This window comes from Oceanihabitans sediminis (assembly GCF_003337215.1).
Classification (GTDB): Bacteria; Bacteroidota; Bacteroidia; order Flavobacteriales; family Flavobacteriaceae; genus Oceanihabitans; species Oceanihabitans sediminis.
Genome location: NZ_QPIG01000001.1, coordinates 967,686 through 993,830, shown reverse-complemented (window position 1 = coordinate 993,830; position 26,145 = coordinate 967,686). Strand labels below are relative to the sequence as shown.

Genomic DNA, 26,145 nt, shown 5'->3' with positions numbered 1-26,145 from the left:
ACTCTTATTGATACTTAAGCTATTAGGGAATTTTCGGATTATAAATTTGTAAGATAATTAGTTAGTATATCTTTCACAATTAAAGCAAAGTTATGTAACTTTGCGACTTCATTTAAAATAATTTTAAATTTTAAAATCAAAACAGAATATAACATGAAAAGAATTACATTACTTTCATTAAGTTTATTATTTACCACAGCATTTTTTGCTCAGGACGACTATAACCGTTGGTCTATAGAAGCAGGTGCTAATATGAACAAAGGAATAAAAGGATTTGCATCTTCAGCGAATGATGGAACAGAATCTGTAGGAGGAGAATTAACTGCTCGTTACATGGTTAACAATAAGTTTGGTGTACAAGCAGGAGGTTTCTTTACAGAATTAAAAGGATCTTATTTTGAAACAGAATACTACGGAGCACAACTAGAAGGGGTTGCCAACCTAGGGAACATCTTAGGTTTTAGAGAGTGGACACAACGTTTTAATGTATTAGGGCACGCTGGTGCAGGAGTACATATCATCAACCCAATGAATGGAAATGGTAATGGCTCAGAAAAGACTTTAGCGCTTATTGCTGGGGTAACACCGCAATTACGTTTAAGCGACCGTATTGCTTTATTTGCAGATGCTAGCTTCCATACTAATGCCTACCAAGACTATACTTGGGATACAACAGGAACACCATCTAACGAGTTCTTAAATGCTGGAATGATTACCGTTTCTGCAGGTATTCAAGTGTACTTAGGGAAAAACAAAAAACATGCTGACTGGGCAGATACTTCGGTTTACTTAGAAGATCTTGTAACACTAGACAACCGTATTCAAGTGGTAGAAGACGAACTAAATGACCTTAAAAAAGGCTTAGAAGCTACCAACACCATTGTTAAAGAAACGGAGACAAAAGTAGCAGCTTTAGAAGAAGCAAGCAAAGGTGTAGATGCATCTACAAAAGAGTATATTGATAACCAATTAGCTGCCGGTAGTACTGCTGGAGCAACTGCTAGAAACTTATTAAATAGTGGTTATGTAAACGTGTACTTTAAGTTTAGCAAAGCAGAACCAGAAACATATTCTTATGATGCTATTAACTACCTAGTTAGATACATGAAAGAAAACCCATCTGCTCAAGCGGAATTAATTGGATACAGTGATGAGATTGGAAGTACAACTTTCAACAAAGCTTTATCTGAAAAGAGAGCTAAGAAAGTATACGATATCATTGTAGCTGCTGGAGTTTCTGCAGACCGTTTATCTTATACAGGTGGTGGTGTTGATGATTCTGTAGATAAGAGTTCTAAAAATGCACGTCAGTTAGTTCGTCGTGTTACTTTTAAATTGAAATAAGACATTGTTATTTGAACAATAACTAAATTTATATAAAACGGTCGACTTCATAGTCGGCCGTTTTTTTTTGCTTTATTTTTTTGTTTAGAGGGAGAGTAGCGACTGAAGAATCTCATAAATGATAATGTTCATTTTTTTCCATTGATGAAAAAAACGAACCAAAAAAAATCTAGGCGGATTTTCGTTTACTTGAAAACTACACAAAAGCCTTATCATGCGGATGGCAAAACGCTGCGCTAGGCCATCCTCCGCATCCCCGCTGCGGCTTTTATTTGTTTTACTACGCAAACGAAAAATAAGCCGGGTGCCTACTAAGTAGCTTATTCTTTACAAAGATACTTTTTGGTAAAAATACTTTATAGATGTAAGCTGTAATGGATTCCTGCCTGCGCAGGAATGACAAAGTGCAATGCATAGACTATTGTCCTTCAGAGGGAAGAACGACCTAAGAATCTCATAAATGATAATGTTCATTTTTTTCCATTGATGAAAAAAACGAACCAAAAAAAATCTAGGCGGATTTTCGTTTACTTGAAAACTACACAAAAGCCTTATCATGCGGATGGCAAAACGCTGCGCTAGGCCATCCTCCGCATCCCCGCTGCGGCTTTTATTTGTTTTACTACGCAAACGAAAAATAAGCCGGGTGCCTACTAAGTAGCTTATTCTTTACAAAGATACTTTTTGGTAAAAATACTTTATAGATGTAAGCAGTAATGGATTCCTGCCTGCGCAGGAATGACAAAGTGCAATGCATAGACTATTGTCCTTCAGAGGGAAGAACGACCTAAGAATCTCATAAGTTATAATGTTCATTTTTTCCATCGATGAAAAAACGAACCAAAAAAATCTAGGCGGATTTTCCTTTGCTTGAAAACTACACAAAAGCCTTATCATGCGGATGGCAAAACGCTGCGCTAGGCCATCCTCCACATCCCCACTGCGGCTTTTATTTGTTTTACTACGCAAACGAAAAATAAGCCGGATGCCTACTAAGTAGCTTATTCTTTACAAAGATACTTTTTGGTAAAAATACTTTATAGATGTAAGCTGTAATGGATTCCTGCCTGCGCAGGAATGACAAAGTGCAATGCATAGACTATTGTCCTTCAGAGGGAAGAACGACCTAAGAATCTCATAAATGATAATGTTCATTTTTTTCCATTGATGAAAAAAACGAACCAAAAAAAATCTAGGCGGATTTTCGTTTACTTGAAAACTACACAAAAGCCTTATCATGCGGATGGCAAAACGCTGCGCTAGGCCATCCTCCGCATCCCCGCTGCGGCTTTTATTTGTTTTACTACGCAAAGGAAAAATAAGCCGGGGCATGCTAAGAGGTATTTATAATATAAAGAATAATTATTGGGAGAAATACTTTTTAGATGTAAGCAGTAATGACAGCTTTACTAATACACTTAGAACTTTACTTTCAAACTCCCCTTTCTTTGCTTTCGCGGAGCTTCAGCAAATTCATTCCCCTCTTTAGCTAAAGAGGGGAGCTGCTATACGATTAGCTATGTTGTTTTGTTATAATGTTTGTTGGCTGGTTGCTCCTTCCTTTAGTCAAAGGGAGGTGGATAGCTTGACGAAGGAGAGCTAGACGGAGGGTTTGAAATTTTTCGTTTTAGTCTTTGCTTAAATACAAACAGGATTGTCATTCCTATGGAAGCAGGAACTATAAAGAATAATTACTTTTTTACTCACTATTTTTTATTTATTTAAAGTTGTGTTCGTGAATCTTTGATTTGCATTGCCCAAAAAAGTAACCAAAAAAGTCTAGGCTGACGATGCTTTATCTAAATTTATCATTTGACACCTAAATTTTAGGAACTCGCTAGGTTAATTAAACTTCATAGAATATTATAACAAGCTCAAACAGCCTAAAATTTTACGGTGTCTGCATATCAAATTTTACGATAAATCCTCGATAGGCCGGGGGCATACTAAGAGGCTTTTTCAAAAGAAAATGTCATGCAGAGGAAGGTAACAATGGAAGAATCTTAAGTTTATAATAATATTCATTTTTTGCATTGATCAAAAAACGAACCAAAAAAATCTAGGCGGATTTTCCTTTGCTTGAAAACTACACAAAAGCCTTATCATGCGGATGGCAAAACGCTGCGCTAGGCCATCCTCCGCATCCCCGCTGCGGCTTTTATTTGTTTTACTACGCAAAGGAAAAATAAGCCGGGGCATGCTAAGAGGTATTTATAATATAAAGAATAATTATTGGGAGAAATACTTTTTAGATGTAAGCAGTAATGACAGCTTTACTAATACACTTAGAACTTTACTTTCAAACTCCCCTTTCTTTGCTTTCGCGGAGCTTCAGCAAATTCATTCCCCTCTTTAGCTAAAGAGGGGAGCTGCTATACGATTAGCTATGTTGTTTTGTTATAATGTTTGTTGGCTGGTTGCTCCTTCCTTTAGTCAAAGGGAGGTGGATAGCTTGACGAAGGAGGGCTAGACGGAGGGTTTGGTTATTTGATTTATTTATTGGTTTTGAAATGGATTCCTGCTTTTGCAGGAATGACAGGAAAATTTCTATTATTGATATTACTTTTTTGCATCGACCAAAAAAGTAACCAAAAAAGTCTAGGCGGATTTTCCTTTGCTTGAAAACTACACAAAACCCTTATCATGCGGATGGCAAAACGCTGCGCTAGGCCATCCTCCACATCCCCACTGCGGCTTTTATTTGTTTTACTACGCAAACGAAAAATAAGCCGGGTGCCTACTAAGTAGCTTATTCTTTACAAAGATACTTTTTGGTAAAAATACTTTATAGATGTAAGCTGTAATGGATTCCTGCCTGCGCAGGAATGACAAAGTGCAATGCATAGACTATTGTCCTTCAGAGGTAAGAACGACCGAAGAATCTCTACTTTATAATAATGTTCATTTTTTTACTCACTCTCTTTATTGTTAAATCGGTGTTCGTGAATCTTCAATTTCATCGATGAAAAAACGAACCAAAAAAATCTAGGCGGATTTTCCTTTGCTTGAAAACTACACAAAAGCATTATCATGCGGATGGCAAAACGCTGCGCTAGGCCATCCTCCGCATCCCCACTGCGTCTTTTGTTTGTTTTACTACGCAAAGGAAAAATAAGCCGGGGTCCTACTAATTAGCTTACTAGTAAAAAGGATACTTATTGGAAAAAACATTTTTTAAAGATATAGCTGTAATGGATTCCTGCCTGCGCAGGAATGACAAAGTGCAATGCATAGGCTATTGTCCTTCAGAGAGGGAGGAACGAGGGAAGAATCTCTTATCAAGTATTATGTTTTACAGTTATTAATTGGCTTTTTGTTTGGGCAGGAATGACCCATTTATGATAAAAAGATTCCCTCGGGGTGTATACGGAGTATGTACGGAGTATCTACGGGGTATATACGCTATACCTATATATTGCATTCGGGATTACATAGTAGTATAATAGTATAGTAGTAGAGCTTAATAAATAAAAAACGCCCCATACGAAGCTTTATTACTTGTATGGGGCGTCTTATTATTATGATAATATGATTAGTGACTTATGAAGTCAGTACCTTTATAATACGCTTTGCTGTTTGCCCGTCCCACATCGGGATAGTTTGTGTTTGTTTCCAGTTACCAGCAAATAGTTTTTGCAGATAGGGTTTCATGTTATCAGGATTCGTGCCTACTAATTCATTAGTTCCAAGTGTGATGGTCTCTGGGCGTTCTGTATTGTCACGTAAGGTTAAACAAGGCACGTTCATAATAGAAGCTTCTTCTGTGATTCCACCAGAGTCGGTAATCACTGCTTTGGCGTTTTCCACCAAGTAATTAAACTCTAAATAACTTAGAGGCTCTATCATATGCAATCTATCATCTTGCACCTGTAAACCTTCTAAAATCTTAGCTGTTCGTGGATGTACCGGGAACACTAAAGGAAGATTTTCTGTATGAGCTATAATTTGCTCTAGCATAGCTTTAAGCTGTGACTCCTCATCCACATTTGCAGGGCGGTGTAGGGTTAACACAATGTATTTCTCTCTAGCTAAGCCTAATTCTCCCCATATTGGAGGCGGCTTAAAGTTTGGGCGCTGTTTTAATAGGGTGTCTATCATGGTGTTTCCAACAAAGTGGATACGACTATCTGGAACACCAGCTTGACGTAAATTGCTATTTGCTAATTCTGAAGTCGTAAAGAATATATCTGTAATAGCATCCGTTAGCATACGGTTGATTTCTTCTGGCATAGAAAGGTCTCCAGAACGGATTCCAGCCTCCACATGTGCTACTTTAATATTTAATTTCTTAGCGGTAATACTACAAGCCATAGTAGAGGTTACATCTCCTACCACTAAAACCAAATCTGTTGGATGAGCTAAAAGTTCCTGCTCAAAGCGCAGCATGATATTCGCGGTTTGCGCTGCTTGGGTTCCACCTCCTGCTTCTAGATTACTATGTGGTTCTGGAATTTCTAATTGTTTAAAAAAGTTTCCAGACATTTTCTTGTCGTAGTGCTGCCCAGTATGCACCAATCTATAAGTAATATCCTTTCCTTGACTTTGTGCTTCGTGAATAGCATGAATGATAGGTGCTATTTTCATGAAGTTTGGTCTAGCACCAGCTATGATTGTTATTTTTTTCATAATAATTAATATCTATTAAGGTGTAAATTCACAAAGAATCTTACCAAATGTATTTGTCTTTTTATTCGCGATGGTTGTTTTATTAAACGGTAGGTCCACTCCATATTGTTTCTAACCCACCAATTTGGTGCACGTTCTACATTACCTGTATAGACATCAAAGCTTCCGCCTAAGCCCTGATAAAGTGCAGCGTGCTTTTGTTGCATTTCTTCCATTAAAAGTTCTTGTTTAGGTGAACCCATAGCCACAAATACAACATCCGGTTTTTTATCTATTATATCAGCAATTAATGCTTGTTTTTCGTGATCTGTTTTAATATAGCCGTTTCTATAATTAACAATTTTAATACCTGGGTACTCAAGTTTCAATTTATCAACGGTTTCTTGTATAACCTCTTGTTTACCTCCTACCAAATAAAAAGTCTTTTCTTTATAGTGTTGACTTACTATATCTAACCACAACTCACAACCTGGAATTTTTACAATATTTTCACAGCCTTTTTTCTGTAAGGCCCATACAGCACCTATCCCATCTGGGTAGCCTAAATTGCGATTAATGATATCACGTGACTCATCGGTTGCGTGAAGTATTTTCTCAGCGTTGATAGCGACTAGAATAGATTTGTTCTTGAACGCATAATCTATTAACTCTTTTCGAGATTGTGGTGCATAGGCTTTTACACCATTTAATTCTTTATAATTCATTTTCTTCTACTAATAGGTAACTCAAAGCATTAAACATAAACGCATTGCTCCATCGCATATACGGTATCTTGGAACTTACGCCTTCTTTTAACTGATAATAAAAGTAACCTTTTTTATCTTGCATGTTTTTGGTTACCCAATTGAAAACCGAATGAGCAAGGTCTTTATTTTCTTCATACTTTTTGTTGACGGATAAATTCACGAATAACTGTCCCGGACAATGAATATCTATTGGATAGGTTTTGTCATGATAATATTTTGGCGTGCCGTCTTCAAGGAAGAAGTTTTCCATATAATATTTAAATCCTTTTTCAATGCTTTCTTTAAATTGCGTATCCCCAGTTTTATCTTGATAGGTCTGAATGGCATCCAAATTATACCCAGTATGGAAAGAATCGATCCAAGATTGCACAGACAACATACCATATACCCATGAACCGTCTTTATTTTGCGCTTCTACGGCTGCTTTTATAGCTGTAGTAGCTGTATCTTTATAAAGCTCATTGTTGTTATATCTATATAACTGACTCAACACTTTTGCTCCTAATAAACTAGCATTGAAAACCGTATTGTTACCATTTAGCGGAGAATAAGAGAACAAAAACCCAGATTTATACTCTGTACGATTTAAGTCATTTAACACAAAATTACCTGCCGAAAGAGCGGTATCTAAATAACTTTGATTCTTTGTGATTTCATAAGCATTCAATAATGCTGTAACACAAAAAGAGGTAGCCACCACTGTAGGCGTATCTGCTGGGAATAAAAACAAACGACGAGCTTGCCAATCAAAATTATACCCCCAACAAGCTCCGGAATAGTCCTTATTTTGCATTTTTAAAAGTAGATCTGCCAATTCCTCAATACGGCTTAAAATTTCTTCTTGACTACCAAAACGAGTATCACCTTTCTCAACTAGTTTGTATAAGTTACAATAGCCATTTAGAAACAGCCCAATTCCCTTAGCATTATGCTGTTTTGGAACTAATAATAATTTTCTAAAATTAATAGGACTACGTTTAAAACCTTGAATCATAACCAAACGAGCAATATCCCAATGTTTTAAAGGTGTTGCCTTAAATATTTTGGAATTCAAGCCATCATAAGGATCCCAACCAGCGAAGTTTTCTTCTTCGCAGTAATGCTTTAATTTATTAAATGAATTTATTAAATTATTCATATTATTAATTCAAGTATTTCGAAAACCCTTCTTTATATTTAGGATTCGAAAAAACATCATAATCTAGATTTCTAACATCCCCAATAATCTTTGCTGGATTACCACCTACAATTTTATATTCTGGAACACTTTTATTAACCACTGAATTCGGTGCTATAATCACATTATCCTCTATTATTACAGGACCTATAATAACACTATTAACACCTATCCAAACTTTATCTCCTATTCTAGGTACATTTTTATAAGGAAACTTACGTCCTGTGGTTGCCCTCATTCCAATAATACAGTTTTCTCCTATCACTGTACCTTTAACTAATAAAGTAGAAAGCCCTTGATAGGCAAACTTAGAGCCTTTTCCAATACTAACATCTGAAGGAATGCGACTATTAAAAATTAAAAATATTAATGCTTCCATTAATTTAGGGAAAAATGGTATATTTTTTTTATAAAGAAAATGAGCAATTCTATGTAATAATAACATTTTTAATAGTTTAAAATTTCTTCTAATTTTAAAGCTACCTTTGAAGCCATAAAATTATTTTTAGCATAAATATGGTTGTACTCTCCTATCCTTTTGCACGTATCAGACTCTTTTAATAGCTGAGTTATTTTTCCCGCATATTTTTCAGGTTGATAACTTTCGATTAAATAACCGTTTTCACTCTCCTTAAAAAAATCTACTAACCCACCCACTGGTCTTGAAATAATTGGTATTCCAAACGCCATCGCCTCCAATACAGAAGTAGGCATACCTTCACCATGAGAAGGTAATATATATATAGATGCCTTAGAAAATGTTTTTATTAACTCATCACCAGAAATACTTCCTAAAAAGGTTACATCTTCTAATTTGTATTCCTTTACAAAATCTTTTGCATCTTCTAATTTAGAACCATCACCTGCTATAGTAAGGGACAGATTTGGGAAGTCTGGTTTCAAAATTTTATAGGCTTCAAGTGTTGTAAAAATACCTTTATATATCTCTATTCTTGTCAAAAAAAGAATATTGCTATCCCAAGGTTTATAATTAAAATCAAAATCTTTTAACATTTCATCGTTCACTTTTGTAGTGGTTAAATAAATCGGTCGAGTTATTCCCCACTTCATTAAATCGGTTTTAAAGGATTTAGCTAAGACAATTATTTTATCTGCTTTATTAAAAGTATTACAAAATTTTTTAGAACTAATATTTAATACATTAACCATGTCTGGGGACCAACCATGAAAAAATACTACCGTTTTTATTTTAAACACACTAGCTATTCTTAGAAACAAGGCGTCTCTTTTAATTGCTGTTTTACCTAATGATGGATTTAATAAAATAACATCATAGTTGCCAAAAGCGCACAAAATGAAAAATTTCAAATAATCATAAATCAATAATATAGGTCCTGGAATCCTCTTACGCCCTCCTACAAAGTTATATTTAACATTATGTGACCAATATGGCTTAAGGCCTTTATAGTGGTTGGCTACGCCACCAAAAAAAGAAGTGTCAGGAGTATTAATTAGCACTTTCATTTAGTAGCGTTGTTTTTTTAATTTGAAATTTTTATAGAAAAACATTAAAATCTCAATTAGATGATTTTTATAAAAACTCCACTCCCCATTATATTGTATTTTTTTTCCTCGTGATGCATTTTTAAATACATAAACACTATCTGTAGCATGATTACTAGGAGGTATCCTTCCAAAATCAAATTCTTTATAATTTTCTTTCTTCAAAACCTCAAATATACTTTGCATTATAAAATAAGTTGCACCCGTATCACGTGCCTCTATAGAATTTGCTGCATAAATATCTGATGCAAATGGTTTGTTATCATGAACAATTCTAGCTGCAATAGGAGTTCCTAGCTTATCATAAACCATAAACAATCTCATATCATGGCTTTTTAAAAGGCTTGTTAAACTATCTTCCTCTAATTGATAACCCAAATTCTTTAAATCTGCCATCTCTTTAAACATGGATATCACATCTAAAACAATTTCAGTTGACGTATTCTTAATTTCTTTAAATTGCAATTCAGCAGCTATTGCTTTTTTTACATTCCTCTTCCAGTTATTGTCAAACCTAAACTCCTCAGACACTTGAAAATTTATAGTTAACGGACACGAAAACAGACCTATAGGCCTTACAAAACCCGCTCGACGCAAACCAATCTCATAATCAATATTGTACTCAGAATTACTATTAAATTCAATAGCAGTATAATTTAATTCTAGAAGCTTCTTATAAAAAGATCTTATTTTTTTTTCATTTATATCTTGTGATATTGTTTCTCCATTAACAAAAAGAATTTTATTCTGAGTAAAAGGAATATTTTGTACTTTTCCCCAAAAAGCAATATTCGAATCTGTTTTGCTATCCACAAAAAAAACAATATTTCCTTTTTGTTGTAATTGTTGTTTATACCAACCTTCAGACTGGGTAAATGGAATTTTACCTATTTTTTTTTGAATCTGAAAAAAAACTTCTGAGTCGTTTATTTGTATCATTTAATTATGTGTTTTTTTTGAAAAACCCTACTCCAAATTCCTATTTTAATATACTTTATTGTCTTATAGTGATAAAACCCACTTCTATACTGCACTTTTAATGCAGGTTTATTTTCCTTTAATACTAGTACTAGTACTTCCGATTTACCTTTATCTAAAATTTTCTTTAATCTATAAATATTCATTTTAGAATGATAACCCTTTCCTCTATGATTAGGACTGCAATAAGAATCTTCCAATAATGCTTGATTAGATTCTAAAGCTTCACATTTGTCAAAAAATGTTGGATAATTCATATTATGCCAAGAAATCCAGGTTAAATACTGAATCTCATCGTCATTAACAATAGCGTAACAGGAGTAACTACCTTTATCAAATCTTTCCTTATAAAGTGCTAATTTTTCCTCATTAAAAAAACCGATTTTATATAAATTTTTTTCGCTTAGTTCTTGTACATCCGAATAATCAAGCTCATTAAATTTGTTTATAATATCAGTTTTATTGATCTCATATTTCAACAGAAAAAATGTTTCACTAACAATTCCAATTTTTCTACCTAGCGCTTTAAGAATTCTTGGAAAGGAAGACCACCTGTATTGGTTAATAAAGGATTTTATTCTCATTTCTTTCTATTTAAATATAATTTTAAAAGTAGAACACCTAAAGAATCGGATGCATTTACTCCAATTCTTTTTAATTCATATGGCTTGTCTGTTAAAGTATTAAAACCGGGCTTGGTTGTAAAACTATATTGTATATGATTCTTGTTTAAAATTTGAATAGACTCTTCATTATAAAGACCATTTGGGTATGCAAAATATTTAGAATCAATACTCAATTTATGCTTTATTGTAATTATAGAATTGTAAACTTCGTCCTTCTGTGCATTAAAATTTAGAAAAGATAATATTTCATGATTATGTGTATGAGGTGCAATTTTAAACCCTTCTTTGGATATTTTATTAACCTCATCCCAGTTCATCATTATACGATGAGAAGGATGCTGCATTAAGCAAGCCTTATTTTTGTTTAACCAATCCATTATTGATTCGCCTTGATTCATTTCCTTTAGTAATGTTTCAATTTCATTTTCACTTTTTATCCCCGTTTGCACAAGGTATCTAAGGATGTCGTGTGTGAGCCATTTTTTTGTTCCTATAACATTGGTCACAATAAAGAAAATAGCTTTTGCATTGTGTTTTTTTAGAACAGGTAAAGCAATGTCATAATTATCCTTGTAACCATCATCAAAAGTTATTAAAACATTAATACGATCTACTCTATTATTTGGGAAAAATTCTTCGGGATAGGTAAAATTAAAATGTTTTTTTAGAAACCGAATTTGTTTGTTAAAATTAGAAGCAAAATCTGTTTCTAATATCTTACCGCGGATTATCTTATAGTTATTATATTTTGAAAAATTATGATAGTTTAAAATTACTAAATAGTTATCCCCTTTTATGGAGTTTTTAAGTAAATAAACACCTCCAAAATTTAAAAATATAAAACCTATTATCTCCTTAATAACATGTAAAATAAGCCTTTTTATATATCTCATATTAACACTCTTCCGCGTTTAAGAAGTTCAACTAATGCCACACGCTGCTTCGGACTATTTAATAACACCATAACAATAACTAATATGGCGTTTATTTTTAAACTAATTGTGAAATCTGATGAATAAAAGAAATACGTGTACAGGAATACAATAATCATGGCATAGCGCATAACTGCTGAAAATTTTAATCTTATAGAATTATTATTTAATATGATTTTATAAAACAACAAAATAGTTAGCAAACACAAAAATAAACCACCAGAAATAATATCTCTCGAAAAACCAACAATTCCATAGTAATAACCTAACTTCAGCATCGTACTTTCTTCCTTTGTTGCTCCATACCCTTCGCCAAAAAAGAAAAAACTTGAACTTGAAAGTGTGTTTTCAATGATTCTAGTAGAGGTGTTAGAACGACCTATTGTTCGACCATATTGATCTGTAGCGTTCTCATAATCCTCTGCATACTCTAAGGAGTTAGAAATTACTTCAAAGGCAGATTCGTTACCTGTCAAAGAGTAATTTAAACCTTTTGAATTCACCATCCCATAAATGATAAGCGGAAATATAAGCAGTCCAAGTGAAGCTAGGCCAACTAGCTTTCTCTTTAATAACTTAAATTTTCTTAATTTAGGAATAGCTATTATAATTATTGAAATTAATACTAGTGGAATAATAAAATAAATTCCTCGCTTACCGCTTGAAAACCCAACTAAAAATCCACTAAAAAGCAACATACTTAAAACTAGAGTAATTTTAGTATTTAATTTTACTACAAAAAGATAATAAACTAACAATATAGCGGAGATTAATAGAGGAAACACCGTTGCTGTAGTACCTCCTAAACTAGACATTAAACCGACATAGCCTTCAACACGCTCTCCAAGAATAAAAATATTAAAAAGCGCCCCAAATCCCTGTAGAATTATCATTACTGCTATTAATTTCAATATACCATTCCATCTTTTTAAACTAATAGGGTTTGAAAACAGTTGGTTATAAATCAAATAGGTATATACTAAAAAACGCAAGTACATAAAAGTATCTATAACAGAATCCCCGTTAGCAAATCCTACAAAAAATGCAACAACACATAGCATTAAGAACAAGAAAGCCCCTGGAACTTTAAAACTATAGTTAAATTTATATAAAATAAATGCTAAAATTGAAGCATCTAACAAGACTTGGGGTAATGTTGAAAAAAGTAAGATTCTTTCCCACATACCTTGTGTAAATACTAGAAAAATCATCAAATAAAAAAGCTTGATTTTTATCTTATCCATAAGCTTTTACAAAATTCGAATAAATTGTTGGCTTGCCTATCCCATGTGTAATTATCTCCTACGAAATTAATTGCTTCTTGTGATACAAAATTATCTAATAAGTTGTTATCAATTATTTGAGCTATATTTTCACTTATTTGTTCTACCTGATTATCAGCTTTCGCATCGTATAAAAATATTAGGTTTGAATCTTTTCCAAATACATCTACAAAAGCCTCAATGTTTGGCGCTAAAACTTTTTTTCCCATTGCCAAATATTCCATCAGTTTTATTGGGCTAGAAACCCTCCATGCCATAAAATTTGGAAAAGGTAATACAGGAAGATCACAGTCCATTATATATTGAGGAATTTCTTTTAAAGGAACTGGAGGCAATAATTTACACCAATCCTCTATTTTTTTAGTTTTAATATAGGCTTCAATTTCTTTATCTACACAAATTCCAACTTGAATGAGCTGTATTTTATACCCTTTATTCACTAATGATTCACAAGCTTTTATTAAAACAAGACTCCCCCTAGAAACTGATATTCCACCATGATAAAACACAGTAAACTCCGATTTCTTACTTGATTTCACAAAACTTTTAGGATTAAATAAACCTGTATCCGCACCAGAGCTCCAATTTACAGTAGGTAAATTACTTGTATATTTTTCCATAACATACTTTTCCATATATGGGGTAATAAAGCTTAACCCATCAAAGTGCTTAATCGCAGCTTTAAACTTCCCATGAAATATAGCCATGTCTTTATCAAAGGTAGCAGGATTAGTAGGGGTTGTCCTAACATCTACTACAAATCTCTTATTTCTTTTGAAGATCTTATTTATAAAAACTGCAGGTAGCACATTAGTTACTAAATCTTGATTTACCATAATAACAATTGGCTTGGCACTCAAAACCAATAATATTGCTTTATAAATAACCAAAAGTCGAAACTCTATAGCCTTTAGATATTTGTTTTTAAAAACCCCTAAATAATTTATGTTATTTTCTAAGCCAAAGTATTTTTTTGACTTAGCAAAAGTGCAATAATATTGCACATTAATTTTAGCTATTAAACCTGCTTTTATAATTTCAGATCTAGATGAGAAGTTTGTTACTCTGTCTATTTGTTTTAACTCAAACCAATGAAGCTCCATCCTAATTAATTTTTAATAAATTAGTAATGACTTCTAAGTTTCGTTCTAAACTATGATTTTCTCTAGCGTATCGGAATGAATCTTCTTGCATTTTATATAAATTCTCAGGATTTTCTCTTAAACAATCCACTTTCTCGATAACTTGATTTATTGTGGGACACAAATATCCTACTTTATAGTTACTTAATATCTTATCTGGATTAGAATTCATACTTATAACAATATTTTTACGAAGCCAAGCTTGAATAAACGTATTAGAAAAACCTTCATAATCACTTGTGTTTATTAGGATATCCGTACTTAAAAGCAAGCCATTTACCTCTGTATTCGTTAATTCTCCTAAAAATTTGAAAGATGGATTATGATTTTCTTCTTCCTTTATAAGGGTGCTATATTTTGGACTCAACCTTCCTACCATTTTAAAGTGAATGCCAACTTTTCCTCGGTAGTGTTTAACTAACTCTATAAAAAGCTCAGGCCTTTTTAAAGGTTTCATATTTGCTATCCAAACGATATTTATAATATTATTATCTTTCTTGGGACTACTATCCTTTTCTAATGGCGCTGCTTGGCTTAAATAAACGCCCATACGATTATGCTTTTGTAGCAATTCGTGTTCCTGCCACTTATTTTGAACGATTATGTGTGTTGCTTTTTTAAAAGCATGTTTAACATATTTATTTTCAAATATATCTAATGGTTTAATTGGGTTTAGCGGCTGGTCCAAAACTTTTAAATCATTATCCGAAGCAATAGCCCAAACATGAGGGATACTGTTTTCATTGGCATATGTTGCTGCGAAGCCACTCCAAGAAGAATAAAACCTTGTATAAATACCATTAGGTTTTACTGCTTTTAAAATACGATTAATTTTATTTTGATATAAAAACCAACGGTTGCCAAATCGTTTAGATATTTTTATTCTAGGTAGTGGATATAAGATTAAATTATGATTATCTACGTCTTCCATTTTTATATTCTTATCCTCAAAAACATAATGGACTTGAACATTATTATCTAACAAATAATCTACCAAATATTTGATTTGAATTTCTGCTCCACCCATAGCTTGTTTCCAAAAAGCAGGGTGTAGTATTACTATTTTCTTATTCAATTCCTGCTGCTTTTAAGAAGTCATCAAAGCCATTAAATACAGCCTTATTATTTTTTATAAAATTCTCATAGGCTGGACCTAATTGACTTTTTATATTTAATTCCGGACAATCCTCACCCCCATTTATAAATAAAGGAAATTCTTCCCAGAAGTCTTCTATTCGAGGTCTACGATTATATCTTTCTTTTATACTCCTTGCATAATCAAGAGCTTCTTCCACTTGGAGGCTTTTCCTTTTTTTATAATAATCTTCAACGGTACCAACAACTTTAGCTGGCGCTCCAACAGCAACAGAATTTGATGGTATACTCTTAGTTACAATTGATCCATTTCCAATAATGACATTATCCCCAATAGTTACATTTTTAAAAACTGAGCAATTCCTACCAAAATATACATTGTTCCCAATTTTCACCCTTCCAGATTGTGAAATGAACTCTTTATACTTATTTAATAAAACGTAATACCCACCGTCATGCGTAAGAATAGTAAGGTTTTTATTTAATCTTACATTATTTCCTATCTCAATTAAGGATGGTCTAGTAATATCAATAGAAACAGATTTAACATCTGCAGACATCCAAATATTATCTCCAATTTTTATTCCTTTGGACCGAAGAAATTTAATATATCTCTCAGGAGAAGTCCTTGCCCAACGCAATTTAAGGTTTTCTATTTTTGATTTTATTTTACTTGTTCTACTCATTTAAATTTAATTTTATTTAAAAGTATATAAAAGGTTGTATTACTTGTTATTATATTAATAGTAACAAAACTTATAAGATATATTGGCGTAAATACTAGAAGGGATTTCCATGGTATAGTAACATTAAACCAATGGCTAAAAAACACAGCAACCATACATGATACTAATGGAGCTATAAATTGCTTTAAAGCTATAATAGCTTGTTCTTTTGGCTTAAAATTAATGTGCTTACCACATAAAAACACATCAATTATTACAGATATGTATCTAGCACATATTAATCCATATAAAATGATTTCAATTGAGTATTTATAAGTCAATAATAATGAAAACAGTATTAGCGTGTTTCTTAAAATTGTTAAATTACGGTAAAGCTGTGATTTATTTTCAATTTTAATGATGTTGGAATTTAAAGAAGACAACGGATACAAAAGAAAAGAAATAACTAATAATGCTAAAATTGGTCCTGTAGGCTCCCATTGATTACCAAACAAAAACACAACTAAACTATTTGAAGCTCCTATTATAAAGAGGCTAGCAGTAAATTGTATAAACAAAAAATAATTTAGTACATTTTTATACATACCCTTTCTAATCTCTTTACTTTTTTCTTTTGCAAGAATTGGATAAGATGTAGATAAAACAACCGCATTTATGGACTGAAAGCTAACATCATTAATTTTACTTGCTTGATTAAAAAAACCTAAAATTGCAGTTGGCTGAAATTTCCCTATAAAAACAGAATATATGTTTTGACCAATTTGATTTGTAAAATATGAAATGAGTAAGTTGTTACTAAAACCACGCATTTTTTTATACCGTTCCCAACTAAAATAAAAATACGGTATCCATTTATTTAAGATAATTATTAACACCAAATTAACTACTCCAATAGTTAGTGTTTGACATACAATAGCCCAATACCCCCAACCATTTAAAGCCATGACATAAGCTACTACCACAGATATAAGGCTACTAACTATTTGAATTAAGGCTATACGACTAAACTTTAGTTCTTTTTTAATACGTGTAAACTCAGTTAAGCTAATAGCTTTAATAACGATGCTTAACCCTAAAACACGAGTAATATCTGTTAACTCTGCTCTTTGAAAAAACGCGGAAATTAATGGCGCTGAAAAATATAAAACCAGGTATAAAAATAAAGAAAAAGCAATATTATGAATAAAAATTGTGGCATAATCTCTCCTGTCTGCATCCTGCTTTCTGATTAGGCAGTCAGCAAAACCTGCTTCAGTAAAATTCCATGATATACCTATAAAAATGGCTAGCATACCTACTAAACCATAATCGTCCGGTGTTAGTTGTCTTGCGATTAAAATATTCCCAACAAACCCAATAGCCTGGACACCAAACCTATTAAAAGCACTCCAAATATAATGTTTCGTATTAGACATTATCTTTTTCCAATAATTTTTGCCGGCACACCCCCAACTATGGAAAATGCTGGTACATTTTTATTAACCACTGCTCCAGCAGCTACTATTGAACCTTCTCCTATTGTTACACCATCTAAAACAGTAACATTAGCAGCTATCCAAACATCATCTTCTATTATTACACCTTCTAATTTTGATCCTTGTTCTTTTATCGAAATTGACACATCTTGAAATAAATGATTTGCTCCAACAATAACAACATTAGGAGCTATAGAACAATTCTTGCCTATAGAAACTTTAGCCAAAATACAAGTGTTTCTATTTATAGTTGTATTTCTACCTATTGAAATATATTCGTTTGATCGTATTAATACATTTTCATGTATAAAAACATTGTCATCTATTTTTATGTTTTTTCCTCTTATACAAGAATAATCTTGGATATAAATATTATTCCCTAATATAATTTCTCCAGCAAGTTTGACTTTTCTGCCAAACTTCACTTTACTTATTACCCCAAAAAGCAAAAAAGACCTTAGTTTACTTTTGAAGTTGTTAATTTCAAATAGTATTTTATTTTCAATTCGTATGTTATTCATTAACGTGCTACATATTAATATACATAAAGTATATGTCCTCTTCTATTTGTAAATTTTCTAAAAGCTAGAAATTTAATCTAAGCTTAAACTGTATTAAAGCAACATGGCTATCATATTATTATCCCAAATTCCCCCAATACCATTCCACAGCTTCTTCAATGCCGTTATCTATCGTATGGGTTGGATGATAGTTTAATAGTTTTTTTGCTTTTTCCACAGAGGCTAAAGAATGTGGAATATCGCCTTTACGGTTAGGACCATGCACAACTTCCACTTCTGCTATTTTCGAATCATATTTTGACAAATGTTTTTTCAACAAGTCTGTTAGTTGCACTAAGGTCGTACGATCGCCAACTGCTGTATTATACACTTGGTTTAGCGCTGCTTTATTTTCTGTAGTAATGGCACGTAAGTTCATTTGCACCACATTATCGATATAGGTAAAGTCACGAGAATAAGTTCCATCCCCATTAATCACTGGGCTTTCGTGATTCATAAATTGTTTTACGAATAACGGTATTACTGCGGCATAGGCACCGTTAGGATCTTGACGTCTTCCAAAGACATTGAAATAGCGTAACCCTATGGTGTTTAATCCGTAAGTCGCAAAAAAGTTGTCTGCGTACAGTTCGTTGACATATTTGGTAATCGCGTATGGTGATAAAGGTTTCCCTATAGTTTCTTCTACTTTTGGTAAGGCTTCGTGGTCTCCGTAAGTCGAGGAACTAGCTGCATACACAAATCGTGCAACCTCAGCATCACGAGCAGCTACTAACATATTTAAGAATCCACCAACATTCACATCATTAGAGGTAATTGGATCTGCAATAGAACGCGGTACAGAACCTAATGCTGCTTGATGTAAGATAAAATCTTGATTCGCACAGGCTTTGTGGCAGGTATCTAAATCACGGATATCGCCTTCTATTAGGGTGAAGTTATCATTACTTAAAAAAGGTTCTATGTTGTGTCTGTGACCTGTAGCGAAATTGTCTAGGCAGGTTACTTTGACGTTTAGTTTTAGTAGGGTTTCGCAGAGGTTTGAGCCTATGAAACCCGCACCTCCTGTTACGAGGATGTTTTTATTTTCTAACTTTTTAAATTCTTCTAAATGCATCATTTATTTTCTTGACCTGTGAAATCCTGTTAAACAAATCTTAGATTTCGTAAGGTATTATTTATTTTCACTTTTAGTTTGACAGGATAAATAAGATTTGAGGCGATTTCCCAAATACATTTTTCCATAGTGTGTTTTTAAATATTTTTCTCTTTTTAAAGCATCTTCTTGTGACAAACAAGCTTCAAAGTAAATTAACTTTAATGGCCTTCGGTGTTTTGTGGATGGTACTTTACCTTTTTGATGTGCCTCAAATCTTAATGGCAAATCAGAAGTATATCCGGTATACTTCTTACCATCTTTCTCACTTAAGAGTACATATATATAATAGAAGCCATCCATTTGCCATTATTTCACGGGATTCACCCTGTGTAATTGAGCTCCATTACACAGGGTAAACCCAGCACCTCCTGTTACGAGGATGTTTTTATTTTCTAACTTTTTAAATTCTTCTAAATTCATGTTGTTTTATTCATTAAAATTACGCGGATTTGTCACGGATTACACGGAGGTATTAATGAAGCGTTTCCATTTAAGACTCGCTTCTCCAAAGTTTATAAGTAATCCCACTTCTTTCTTCGTTGCTTTAAGGTAATTTATTACTTGGGCTTCCATATTCTTATGCATATAATCGGCTGCCTTTAATTCGATAATTATTTTATCATAGCACATAAAATCCGCAACAAAGTATTTGTCCATCCTTTCTCCGTTATAATATATACGAAGGCGCTTTTGTTTTTCATAGGGGATGTTCTCTTTTAAGAACTCCTTTTCAAGGGCTTCTTCATAAACAGATTCCAGAAAACCTTTACCCAAAGCTTTGTGGACTTTCATACATAACCCGATGATTCTATAGGTTTCCTCTTTATGTAATAATTTAGACACTTCAGTGAAATCCGTTTTAATCTACCAAATCCGAGAAATAATGTTATAAATAAATAGCTTTTAGATGCTTTAATTACTAAGCACTTGATACTATCTAAAGTTTCCCTTCCGATTCCGCTAAAACTCCTTTTACATCATATACCACAGCATTCTCTGCTTTTAAGCTATCTAGATTGGTGCTAAGGAATTCTTTATGTGCTACAGCTAAAACAACTGCTTCGAATTTTCCTTCTGGTTTGGTTTTAACGGTTTTTAGTTGGTATTCGTGGGCTACTTCTTCTGGAGAAGCTAAAGGATCATAGATGGTTACGTTGATTCCGTAAGATTCTAATTCCTGCACTACATCAACCACTCTAGTATTACGAACGTCTGGACAGTTTTCCTTAAAAGTAATTCCTAGCATTAAAACATTCGCTCCTTTTACTTTTACGTCCTTGGCAAGCATTAGCTTTACTACTTCTGAAGCTACATATCCTCCCATAGAATCGTTCATACGACGTCCAGCCAAAATGATTTCTGGGTGATATCCAACTTCTTGAGCTTTTTGTGCTAGGTAGTAAGGATCTACCCCAATACAGTGTCCGCCAACTAAGCCTGGTTTAAAATGCAAGAAGTTCCATTTGGTAGCTGCAGCTTCTAATACATCTTTGGTATTAATGTCTAAGCGGTTAAAAATCTTCGCTAGTTCGTTAACAAAGGCAATATTGATATCTCGTTGTGAATTCTCAATTACCTTTGCAGCTTCTGCCACCTTGATGCATGGTGCTAAATGGGTTCCGGCAGTAATCACACTTTTATATAGTGCATCTACCTGCTGTCCGATTTCTGGAGTAGAACCCGAGGTTACTTTTAAAATTTTATCTACTGTATGCTCTTTATCTCCCGGGTTGATTCTTTCTGGTGAATAGCCTGCAAAGAAATCGGTATTAAAAGTCATACCAGATACTTTTTCTAAGATTGGTATGCATTCTTCTTCCGTAGCGCCTGGATATACTGTAGATTCGTAAATAACGACATCTCCTTTTTTAAGTACTTTTCCTACGGTTTCACTAGCTTTATGTAGCGGAGTAAGATCTGGTCTGTTGTTTTTATCTACAGGAGTAGGAACGGTAATAATATAATGCGTACAAGTAGCAATATGTTCTAAATTGGTGGTACAAAACAATCCGTTTTCACCTTTTTCTAATAGCAATTCTGGATTTGGAACCGATACCGCTTGTAATACAGCGTCTTCTACTTCTAAAGTGGAATCGGTACCTTGTTGTAATTCTTTTACTCTTGCTTCGTTAATATCAAATCCAATTACTGGATATTTTGTTGCAAATAATCGTGCTAGTGGTAATCCCACATAACCTAATCCGATAACGGCTATTTTCATAGTATATATATTCGTTTTAATGTATTATTAATATAAACCTGCTAAAGGTTTTAATGGTATTTATGCTTTAGGAAATCGAAAACTCCATGCTCCCTCCTTTTTACAAATTGCAAATGGCAACAGCAATAAACAGGTTACTACCACAAGCATTATAATAAAAGCTATGTTTATAGGCAAACTGTTGATGCTAACTGCAACAATAGTTACCAACAGCGTATAAAAGGCTACTGCTAGACTAGCGTATTTATGGGCTAAACCTAGATCTATCAATCGGTGATGAATATGGTTCCTATCTGCTAAAAAGGGACTTTTTTTATTTAAAAGCCTTAGGCACATTACTCGTAAAGTATCGAATAAGGGATAGGATACTAATGCTAAGGCAAAAATTGGTGCGTTTTTAAAAACAAATGCTTCTGAATTGCCGTTAGCTAAGCTCAAGTACAACACCACTTGGTATGCTAGAACAAAACCTACTACCATAGAGCCAGTGTCGCCTAAAAAGATTTTCATTCTTCTAGAGAAGTTGTATATCAAGAAACTTATTAGGGCTCCTACTAAGGATAGGGATATTAAACTATAAAAGAAATTACCGCTTAAATAGAAGGCTAAGGCCATAAAACCAGAAACAATAACTCCTACCAAACCAGCTAAGCCATCGATACCATCAATTAAATTATAAGCATTGATAAGCAATACAATTACAAATGCTGAAAAAACAGATGCTAGCACATTTGGTATGTCATGAATTCCTAAAAGTCCGAAAAAAGAGTCGATATGAATATTGGTACCAAAAATGAAGACCAAGGAGATAAGTAACTGGTACAAGAACTTTTTTCTTGGAGAGGTGTTCATTAAATCGTCTGTAATACCAACCAATAAAAGTAATAGGGTAAGTATATTAAAAATAGATAAATTAACATACTGCTCATAGTCTGCAAATAGAATAGCAGCAAAATTTACTGTTAATATAAGCCCAGTAAAAACCCCTACTCCTCCAAGTGTAGGCACGACTCCTTTATGAGAGGTGCGTGAATTGGTCTGCGCTGTAAGGTTCTTCTTTTTACTAATTATTACAATCCTTGGCATGATAATCATGGTGACCACCAAAGAGTATAACAAGATAATAGCAGCCGAAAATATTTTATATTCGGAAAGAAATGCCATGAGTTCGGCGTGGTTGGTAGGCATGAGATCCAAAACTAGTTTATTTTTATATACATATAATGTTTACCAATATATTATAATTGGCTGGTTTAAGGATACTTGAAACAGAGGGGAGTTGCAAAATCACAAGTGTTTTCCTAAGAATATTTAGCTATTGGAATTCGTTCTAATCTACTGTATGTAAGCGTTTTTAAAAACACAAGTCCTGAGTTCTTTTCAGGGCTCCGCCATTACCTGTCACAAAAAGGCTTGGCGATTTACATAAAATTTTAATTAGTATAGGCTTTTTTTCCTCAATTTACAAGTAAAAAAAACACCGCTTAATTAATTTGCAATTTTACGACAAATCCGACAGAACGCAAAGCAACCCATAGATTATTTTTATTGGATTTCAAAATAATACCTTCCTGATTATCAACACCAAAGGAATCTAAATCGATAGAAGTTCCTGGTTCAAAAGCTTCCACACTATGGGAAGCAATATCTAAGGTTTCCACTTGGTTTTTTAAGAATTCGATTTCTTCATCTCTAACAATTCCGGGCTTCCCTTGGTCATACAAGTAGTTTAGGGTTCCTGGAATATGAAATACCTTGCTGCGGACTTTTTCGGTAGTATGTACAAATATCATTCTAGGCAATAAAGGTACTTGGATTTTTTTCTTGCGGTCACTCCAAACGCGTACTTCGGTACGTGTAGGACAAAATGCTGTTATATCTTCCCCCAAATCATTGATGCGCTTTTCCGCCTTCTTTTCGTGATTGAGTTTTACATATAATACATACCATTTTTTCTCCTGCATGGCTTGGCTTTAAGATTAATTAGCTCTGTAAAAATAGCAAAATATTAGACCAAATACCACATTTCTCTAGCAATATAAATGAAAGATAGAAGCTACAACTGATGTATGCTCTCTAACTAAGTGTTTTAAATTATATTTATGTTTTTAGAAGGCAAAGCCTTTCTATAAATGCTAAAAGGAATTTTACCTAAATATGCTGTTTTGGGTATTTTGAAAAAAATAGCAACAGGAGAAGTCTTTCATTTAGAAGGAGGTATCTAGGGAAGTATCTTAAGTTTAAAATAATATTTCTTGTTTCCCTGCTCCTCCCTTTAGTCAAAGGGAGGTGGATAGCTTGACGAAGGAGGGCTAGACGGAGGGTTTGGTTATTTGATTTATTTATTGGTTTTGAAATGGATTCCTGCTTATGCAGGAATGACAATAAGATTTATATAATTAACATTACTTTTTTGCATTGCCCAAAAAAGTAACCAAAAAAGTCTAGGCTGACGAGCCTTTATCTAAATTTTTCATTTGACACCTAAATTTTAGGAACTCGCTATTAGAATTTTAGGTAAAATAGTATTTTGTAAAGCTCAAACAGCCTAAAATTTTACGGTGTCTGCATTTCAAATTTTACGATAAATCCTCGATAGGCCGGGGCATGCTAAGGGGCTTATTCTTTAAAATAATGATTTTCTAGGAGAATTAGTTTAGATGTAAGCTGTAGTGGATTCCTGCTTTTGCAGGAATGACGATAAGATTTATATAATTAACATTACTTTTTTGCATTACCCAAAAAAGTAACCAAAAAAGTCTAGGCGGATTTTCGTTTACTTGAAAACTACTCAAAAGCCTTATCATGCGGATGGCAAAACGCTGCGCTAGGCCATCCTCCGCGTCCCCACTGCGGCTTTTGCTTGTTTTACTACGCAAACGAAAAATAAGCCGGGGCATGCTAAGGGGCATTTATATTATAAAGAATAATTATTGGGAGAAATACTTTTTAGATGTAAGCAGTAATGACAGCTTTACTAATACACTTAAAACTTTACTTTCAAACTCCCCTTTCTTTGCTTTCGCGGAGCTTTAGCAAATTCATTCCCCTCTTTAGCTAAAGAGGGGAACTGCTACATGATGAGCTATGTTGTTTTGTTATAATGTTTGTTGGTTGGTTGCACCTCCCTTTAGTCAAAGGGAGGTGGATAGCTTGACGAAGGAGGGCTAGACGGAGGGTTTGGTTTTTAATTTATTTATTGGTTTTGAAATGGATTCCTGCTTTTGCAGGAATGACAATAAGATTTATATAATTAACATTACTTTTTTGCATTGCCCAAAAAAGTAACCAAAAAAGTCTAGGCTGACGATGCTTTATCTAAATTTATCATTTGACACCTAAATTTTAGGAACTCGCTATTAGAATTTTAGGTAAAATAGTATTTTGTTAAGCTCAAACAGCCTAAAATTTTACGGTGTCTGCATTTCAAATTTTACGATAAATCCTCGATAGGCCGGTGGCATGCTAAGGGGCTTTTTCTTTAAAATAATGATTTTCTAGGAGAAATAGTTTAGATGTAAGCTGTAGTGGATTCCTGCTTTTGCAGGAATGACAGTAGGAATTTTATATTACTTTTTTGCATCGACCAAAAAAGTAACCAAAAAAGTCTAGGCGGATTTTCCTTTGCTTGAAAACTACTCAAAAGCCTTATCATGCGGATGGCAAAACGCTGCGCTAGGCCATCCTCCACGTCCCCACTGCGGTTTTTGTTTGTTTTACTACGCAAAGGAAAAATAAGCCGGGGCTTAATAATGGGCTTATTCTTTAAAATAATGATTTTCTAGGAGAAATAGTTTTTAGATGTAAGCAGTAATGACAGCTTTACTAATACACTTAGAACTTTACTTTCAAACTCCCCTTTCTTTGCTTTCGCGGAGCTTTAGCAAATTCATTCCCCTCTTTAGCTAAAGAGGGGAACTGCTACATGATGAGCTATGTTGTTTTGTTATAATGTTTGTTGGTTGGTTGCACCTCCCTTTAGTCAAAGGGAGGTGGATAGCTTGACGAAGGAGGGCTAGACGGAGGGTTTGGTTATTTGATTTATTTATTGGTTTTGAAATGGATTCCTGCTTTTGCAGGAATGACAGGAGAATTTCTATTATTAATATTACTTTTTTGCATCGACCAAAAAAGTAACCAAAAAAGTCTAGGCGGATTTTCGTTTACTTGAAAACTACTCAAAAGCCTTATCATGCGGATGGCAAAACGCTGCGCTAGGCCATCCTCCGCGTCCCCACTGCGGCTTTTGCTTGTTTTACTACGCAAACGAAAAATAAGCCGGGGCATGCTAAGGGGCTTTTTCTTTAAAATAATAATTTTCTAGGAGAATTAGTTTTTAGATGTAAGCAGTAATGACAGCTTTACTAATACACTTAGAACTTTACTTTCAAACTCCCCTTTCTTTGCTTTCGCGGAGCTTCAGCAAATTCATTCCCCTCTTTAGCTAAAGAGGGGAGCTGCTACACGATGAGCTATGTTGTTTTGTTATAATGTTTGTTGGTTGGTTGCTCCTCCCTTTAGGCAAAGGGAGGTGGGTAGCTTGACAAAGGAGGGCTAGACGGAGGGTTTGGTTTTTAATTTATTTATTGGTTTTGAAATGGATTCCTGCT

General features: G+C 33.6%; 21 protein-coding genes. 1 reads left to right on the top strand and 20 read right to left on the bottom strand.

Annotated features, from left to right (window positions below):
• Positions 1 to 153: 153 nt before the first annotated feature.
• Complete coding sequence (locus tag DU428_RS04440; RefSeq protein WP_113966191.1) at positions 154 to 1,344, top strand: OmpA family protein; 1,191 nt, start codon at positions 154 to 156, stop codon at positions 1,342 to 1,344.
• Positions 1,345 to 4,884: 3,540 nt separating this feature from the next.
• On the opposite strand, the gene wecB is transcribed toward DU428_RS04440, so the two are convergent.
• From wecB to DU428_RS04335, 20 genes are all read right to left on the bottom strand, one after another.
• Entirely contained in the window at positions 4,885 to 5,970 is a 1,086-nt protein-coding gene (gene wecB, locus DU428_RS04430) for a non-hydrolyzing UDP-N-acetylglucosamine 2-epimerase (RefSeq protein ID WP_113966764.1), read from the bottom strand.
• A gap of 5 nt (positions 5,971 to 5,975) precedes the next feature.
• Entirely contained in the window at positions 5,976 to 6,674 is a 699-nt protein-coding gene (locus DU428_RS04425; protein WP_113966765.1) for a WecB/TagA/CpsF family glycosyltransferase, read from the bottom strand.
• A complete protein-coding gene (locus tag DU428_RS04420; protein WP_113966766.1) occupies positions 6,664 to 7,854 on the bottom strand; it encodes a glycoside hydrolase family protein in 1,191 nt (396 codons plus the stop codon). Before DU428_RS04420 ends, DU428_RS04425 begins: the two co-directional genes overlap by 11 nt.
• A 4-nt stretch (positions 7,855 to 7,858) precedes the next feature.
• Positions 7,859 to 8,338, bottom strand: a complete 480-nt coding sequence (locus tag DU428_RS04415) for a serine O-acetyltransferase (RefSeq protein WP_113966767.1) — start codon at positions 8,336 to 8,338, stop codon at positions 7,859 to 7,861.
• A gap of 2 nt (positions 8,339 to 8,340) precedes the next feature.
• On the bottom strand, positions 8,341 to 9,378 hold the full coding sequence (locus DU428_RS04410) for a glycosyltransferase family 4 protein (RefSeq protein WP_113966768.1): 1,038 nt from the start codon (positions 9,376 to 9,378) through the stop codon (positions 8,341 to 8,343).
• Positions 9,379 to 10,356: a GNAT family protein gene (locus tag DU428_RS04405; RefSeq protein WP_113966769.1), complete on the bottom strand. Its 978-nt coding sequence runs from the start codon at positions 10,354 to 10,356 to the stop codon at positions 9,379 to 9,381.
• Positions 10,353 to 10,979 (bottom strand): hypothetical protein, encoded by a 627-nt coding sequence (locus DU428_RS04400; RefSeq protein ID WP_113966770.1) that lies wholly within the window; start codon positions 10,977 to 10,979, stop codon positions 10,353 to 10,355. Before DU428_RS04400 ends, DU428_RS04405 begins: the two co-directional genes overlap by 4 nt.
• Positions 10,976 to 11,914: a polysaccharide deacetylase family protein gene (locus tag DU428_RS04395; RefSeq protein ID WP_113966771.1), complete on the bottom strand. Its 939-nt coding sequence runs from the start codon at positions 11,912 to 11,914 to the stop codon at positions 10,976 to 10,978. Before DU428_RS04395 ends, DU428_RS04400 begins: the two co-directional genes overlap by 4 nt.
• A complete protein-coding gene (locus tag DU428_RS04390; protein ID WP_113966772.1) occupies positions 11,911 to 13,197 on the bottom strand; it encodes a hypothetical protein in 1,287 nt (428 codons plus the stop codon). Before DU428_RS04390 ends, DU428_RS04395 begins: the two co-directional genes overlap by 4 nt.
• Positions 13,185 to 14,339, bottom strand: coding sequence for a glycosyltransferase (locus tag DU428_RS04385; protein WP_113966773.1), 1,155 nt, complete (start codon positions 14,337 to 14,339; stop codon positions 13,185 to 13,187). The genes DU428_RS04390 and DU428_RS04385 overlap by 13 nt, the downstream gene beginning before the upstream one ends.
• Before the next feature lies 1 nt (position 14,340).
• Positions 14,341 to 15,453, bottom strand: coding sequence for a glycosyltransferase family 4 protein (locus tag DU428_RS04380; protein WP_113966774.1), 1,113 nt, complete (start codon positions 15,451 to 15,453; stop codon positions 14,341 to 14,343).
• A complete protein-coding gene (locus DU428_RS04375; protein WP_113966775.1) occupies positions 15,446 to 16,159 on the bottom strand; it encodes an acyltransferase in 714 nt (237 codons plus the stop codon). Before DU428_RS04375 ends, DU428_RS04380 begins: the two co-directional genes overlap by 8 nt.
• Positions 16,156 to 17,574 carry a lipopolysaccharide biosynthesis protein gene (locus DU428_RS04370; protein ID WP_113966776.1) on the bottom strand — a complete coding sequence of 473 codons (1,419 nt, stop codon included), beginning with the start codon at positions 17,572 to 17,574 and terminating at the stop codon, positions 16,156 to 16,158. Before DU428_RS04370 ends, DU428_RS04375 begins: the two co-directional genes overlap by 4 nt.
• A complete protein-coding gene (locus DU428_RS13515; protein WP_113966777.1) occupies positions 17,574 to 18,155 on the bottom strand; it encodes an acyltransferase in 582 nt (193 codons plus the stop codon). The genes DU428_RS04370 and DU428_RS13515 overlap by 1 nt, the downstream gene beginning before the upstream one ends.
• 118 nt (positions 18,156 to 18,273) lie before the next feature.
• Positions 18,274 to 19,272 (bottom strand): SDR family oxidoreductase, encoded by a 999-nt coding sequence (locus DU428_RS04360; protein WP_113966781.1) that lies wholly within the window; start codon positions 19,270 to 19,272, stop codon positions 18,274 to 18,276.
• A gap of 57 nt (positions 19,273 to 19,329) precedes the next feature.
• Positions 19,330 to 19,614 carry a GIY-YIG nuclease family protein gene (locus DU428_RS04355; protein ID WP_113966778.1) on the bottom strand — a complete coding sequence of 95 codons (285 nt, stop codon included), beginning with the start codon at positions 19,612 to 19,614 and terminating at the stop codon, positions 19,330 to 19,332.
• A gap of 159 nt (positions 19,615 to 19,773) precedes the next feature.
• Positions 19,774 to 20,157, bottom strand: a complete 384-nt coding sequence (locus tag DU428_RS04350; RefSeq protein WP_072348830.1) for a GxxExxY protein — start codon at positions 20,155 to 20,157, stop codon at positions 19,774 to 19,776.
• Positions 20,158 to 20,251: 94 nt separating this feature from the next.
• Positions 20,252 to 21,535, bottom strand: coding sequence for a nucleotide sugar dehydrogenase (locus DU428_RS04345; protein WP_113966779.1), 1,284 nt, complete (start codon positions 21,533 to 21,535; stop codon positions 20,252 to 20,254).
• Between the two features lie 60 nt (positions 21,536 to 21,595).
• A complete protein-coding gene (locus DU428_RS04340) occupies positions 21,596 to 22,723 on the bottom strand; it encodes an MraY family glycosyltransferase (RefSeq protein WP_113966780.1) in 1,128 nt (375 codons plus the stop codon).
• Between the two features lie 296 nt (positions 22,724 to 23,019).
• Positions 23,020 to 23,499, bottom strand: coding sequence for a UpxY family transcription antiterminator (locus DU428_RS04335; RefSeq protein WP_072347264.1), 480 nt, complete (start codon positions 23,497 to 23,499; stop codon positions 23,020 to 23,022).
• Positions 23,500 to 26,145 lie beyond the last annotated feature (2,646 nt).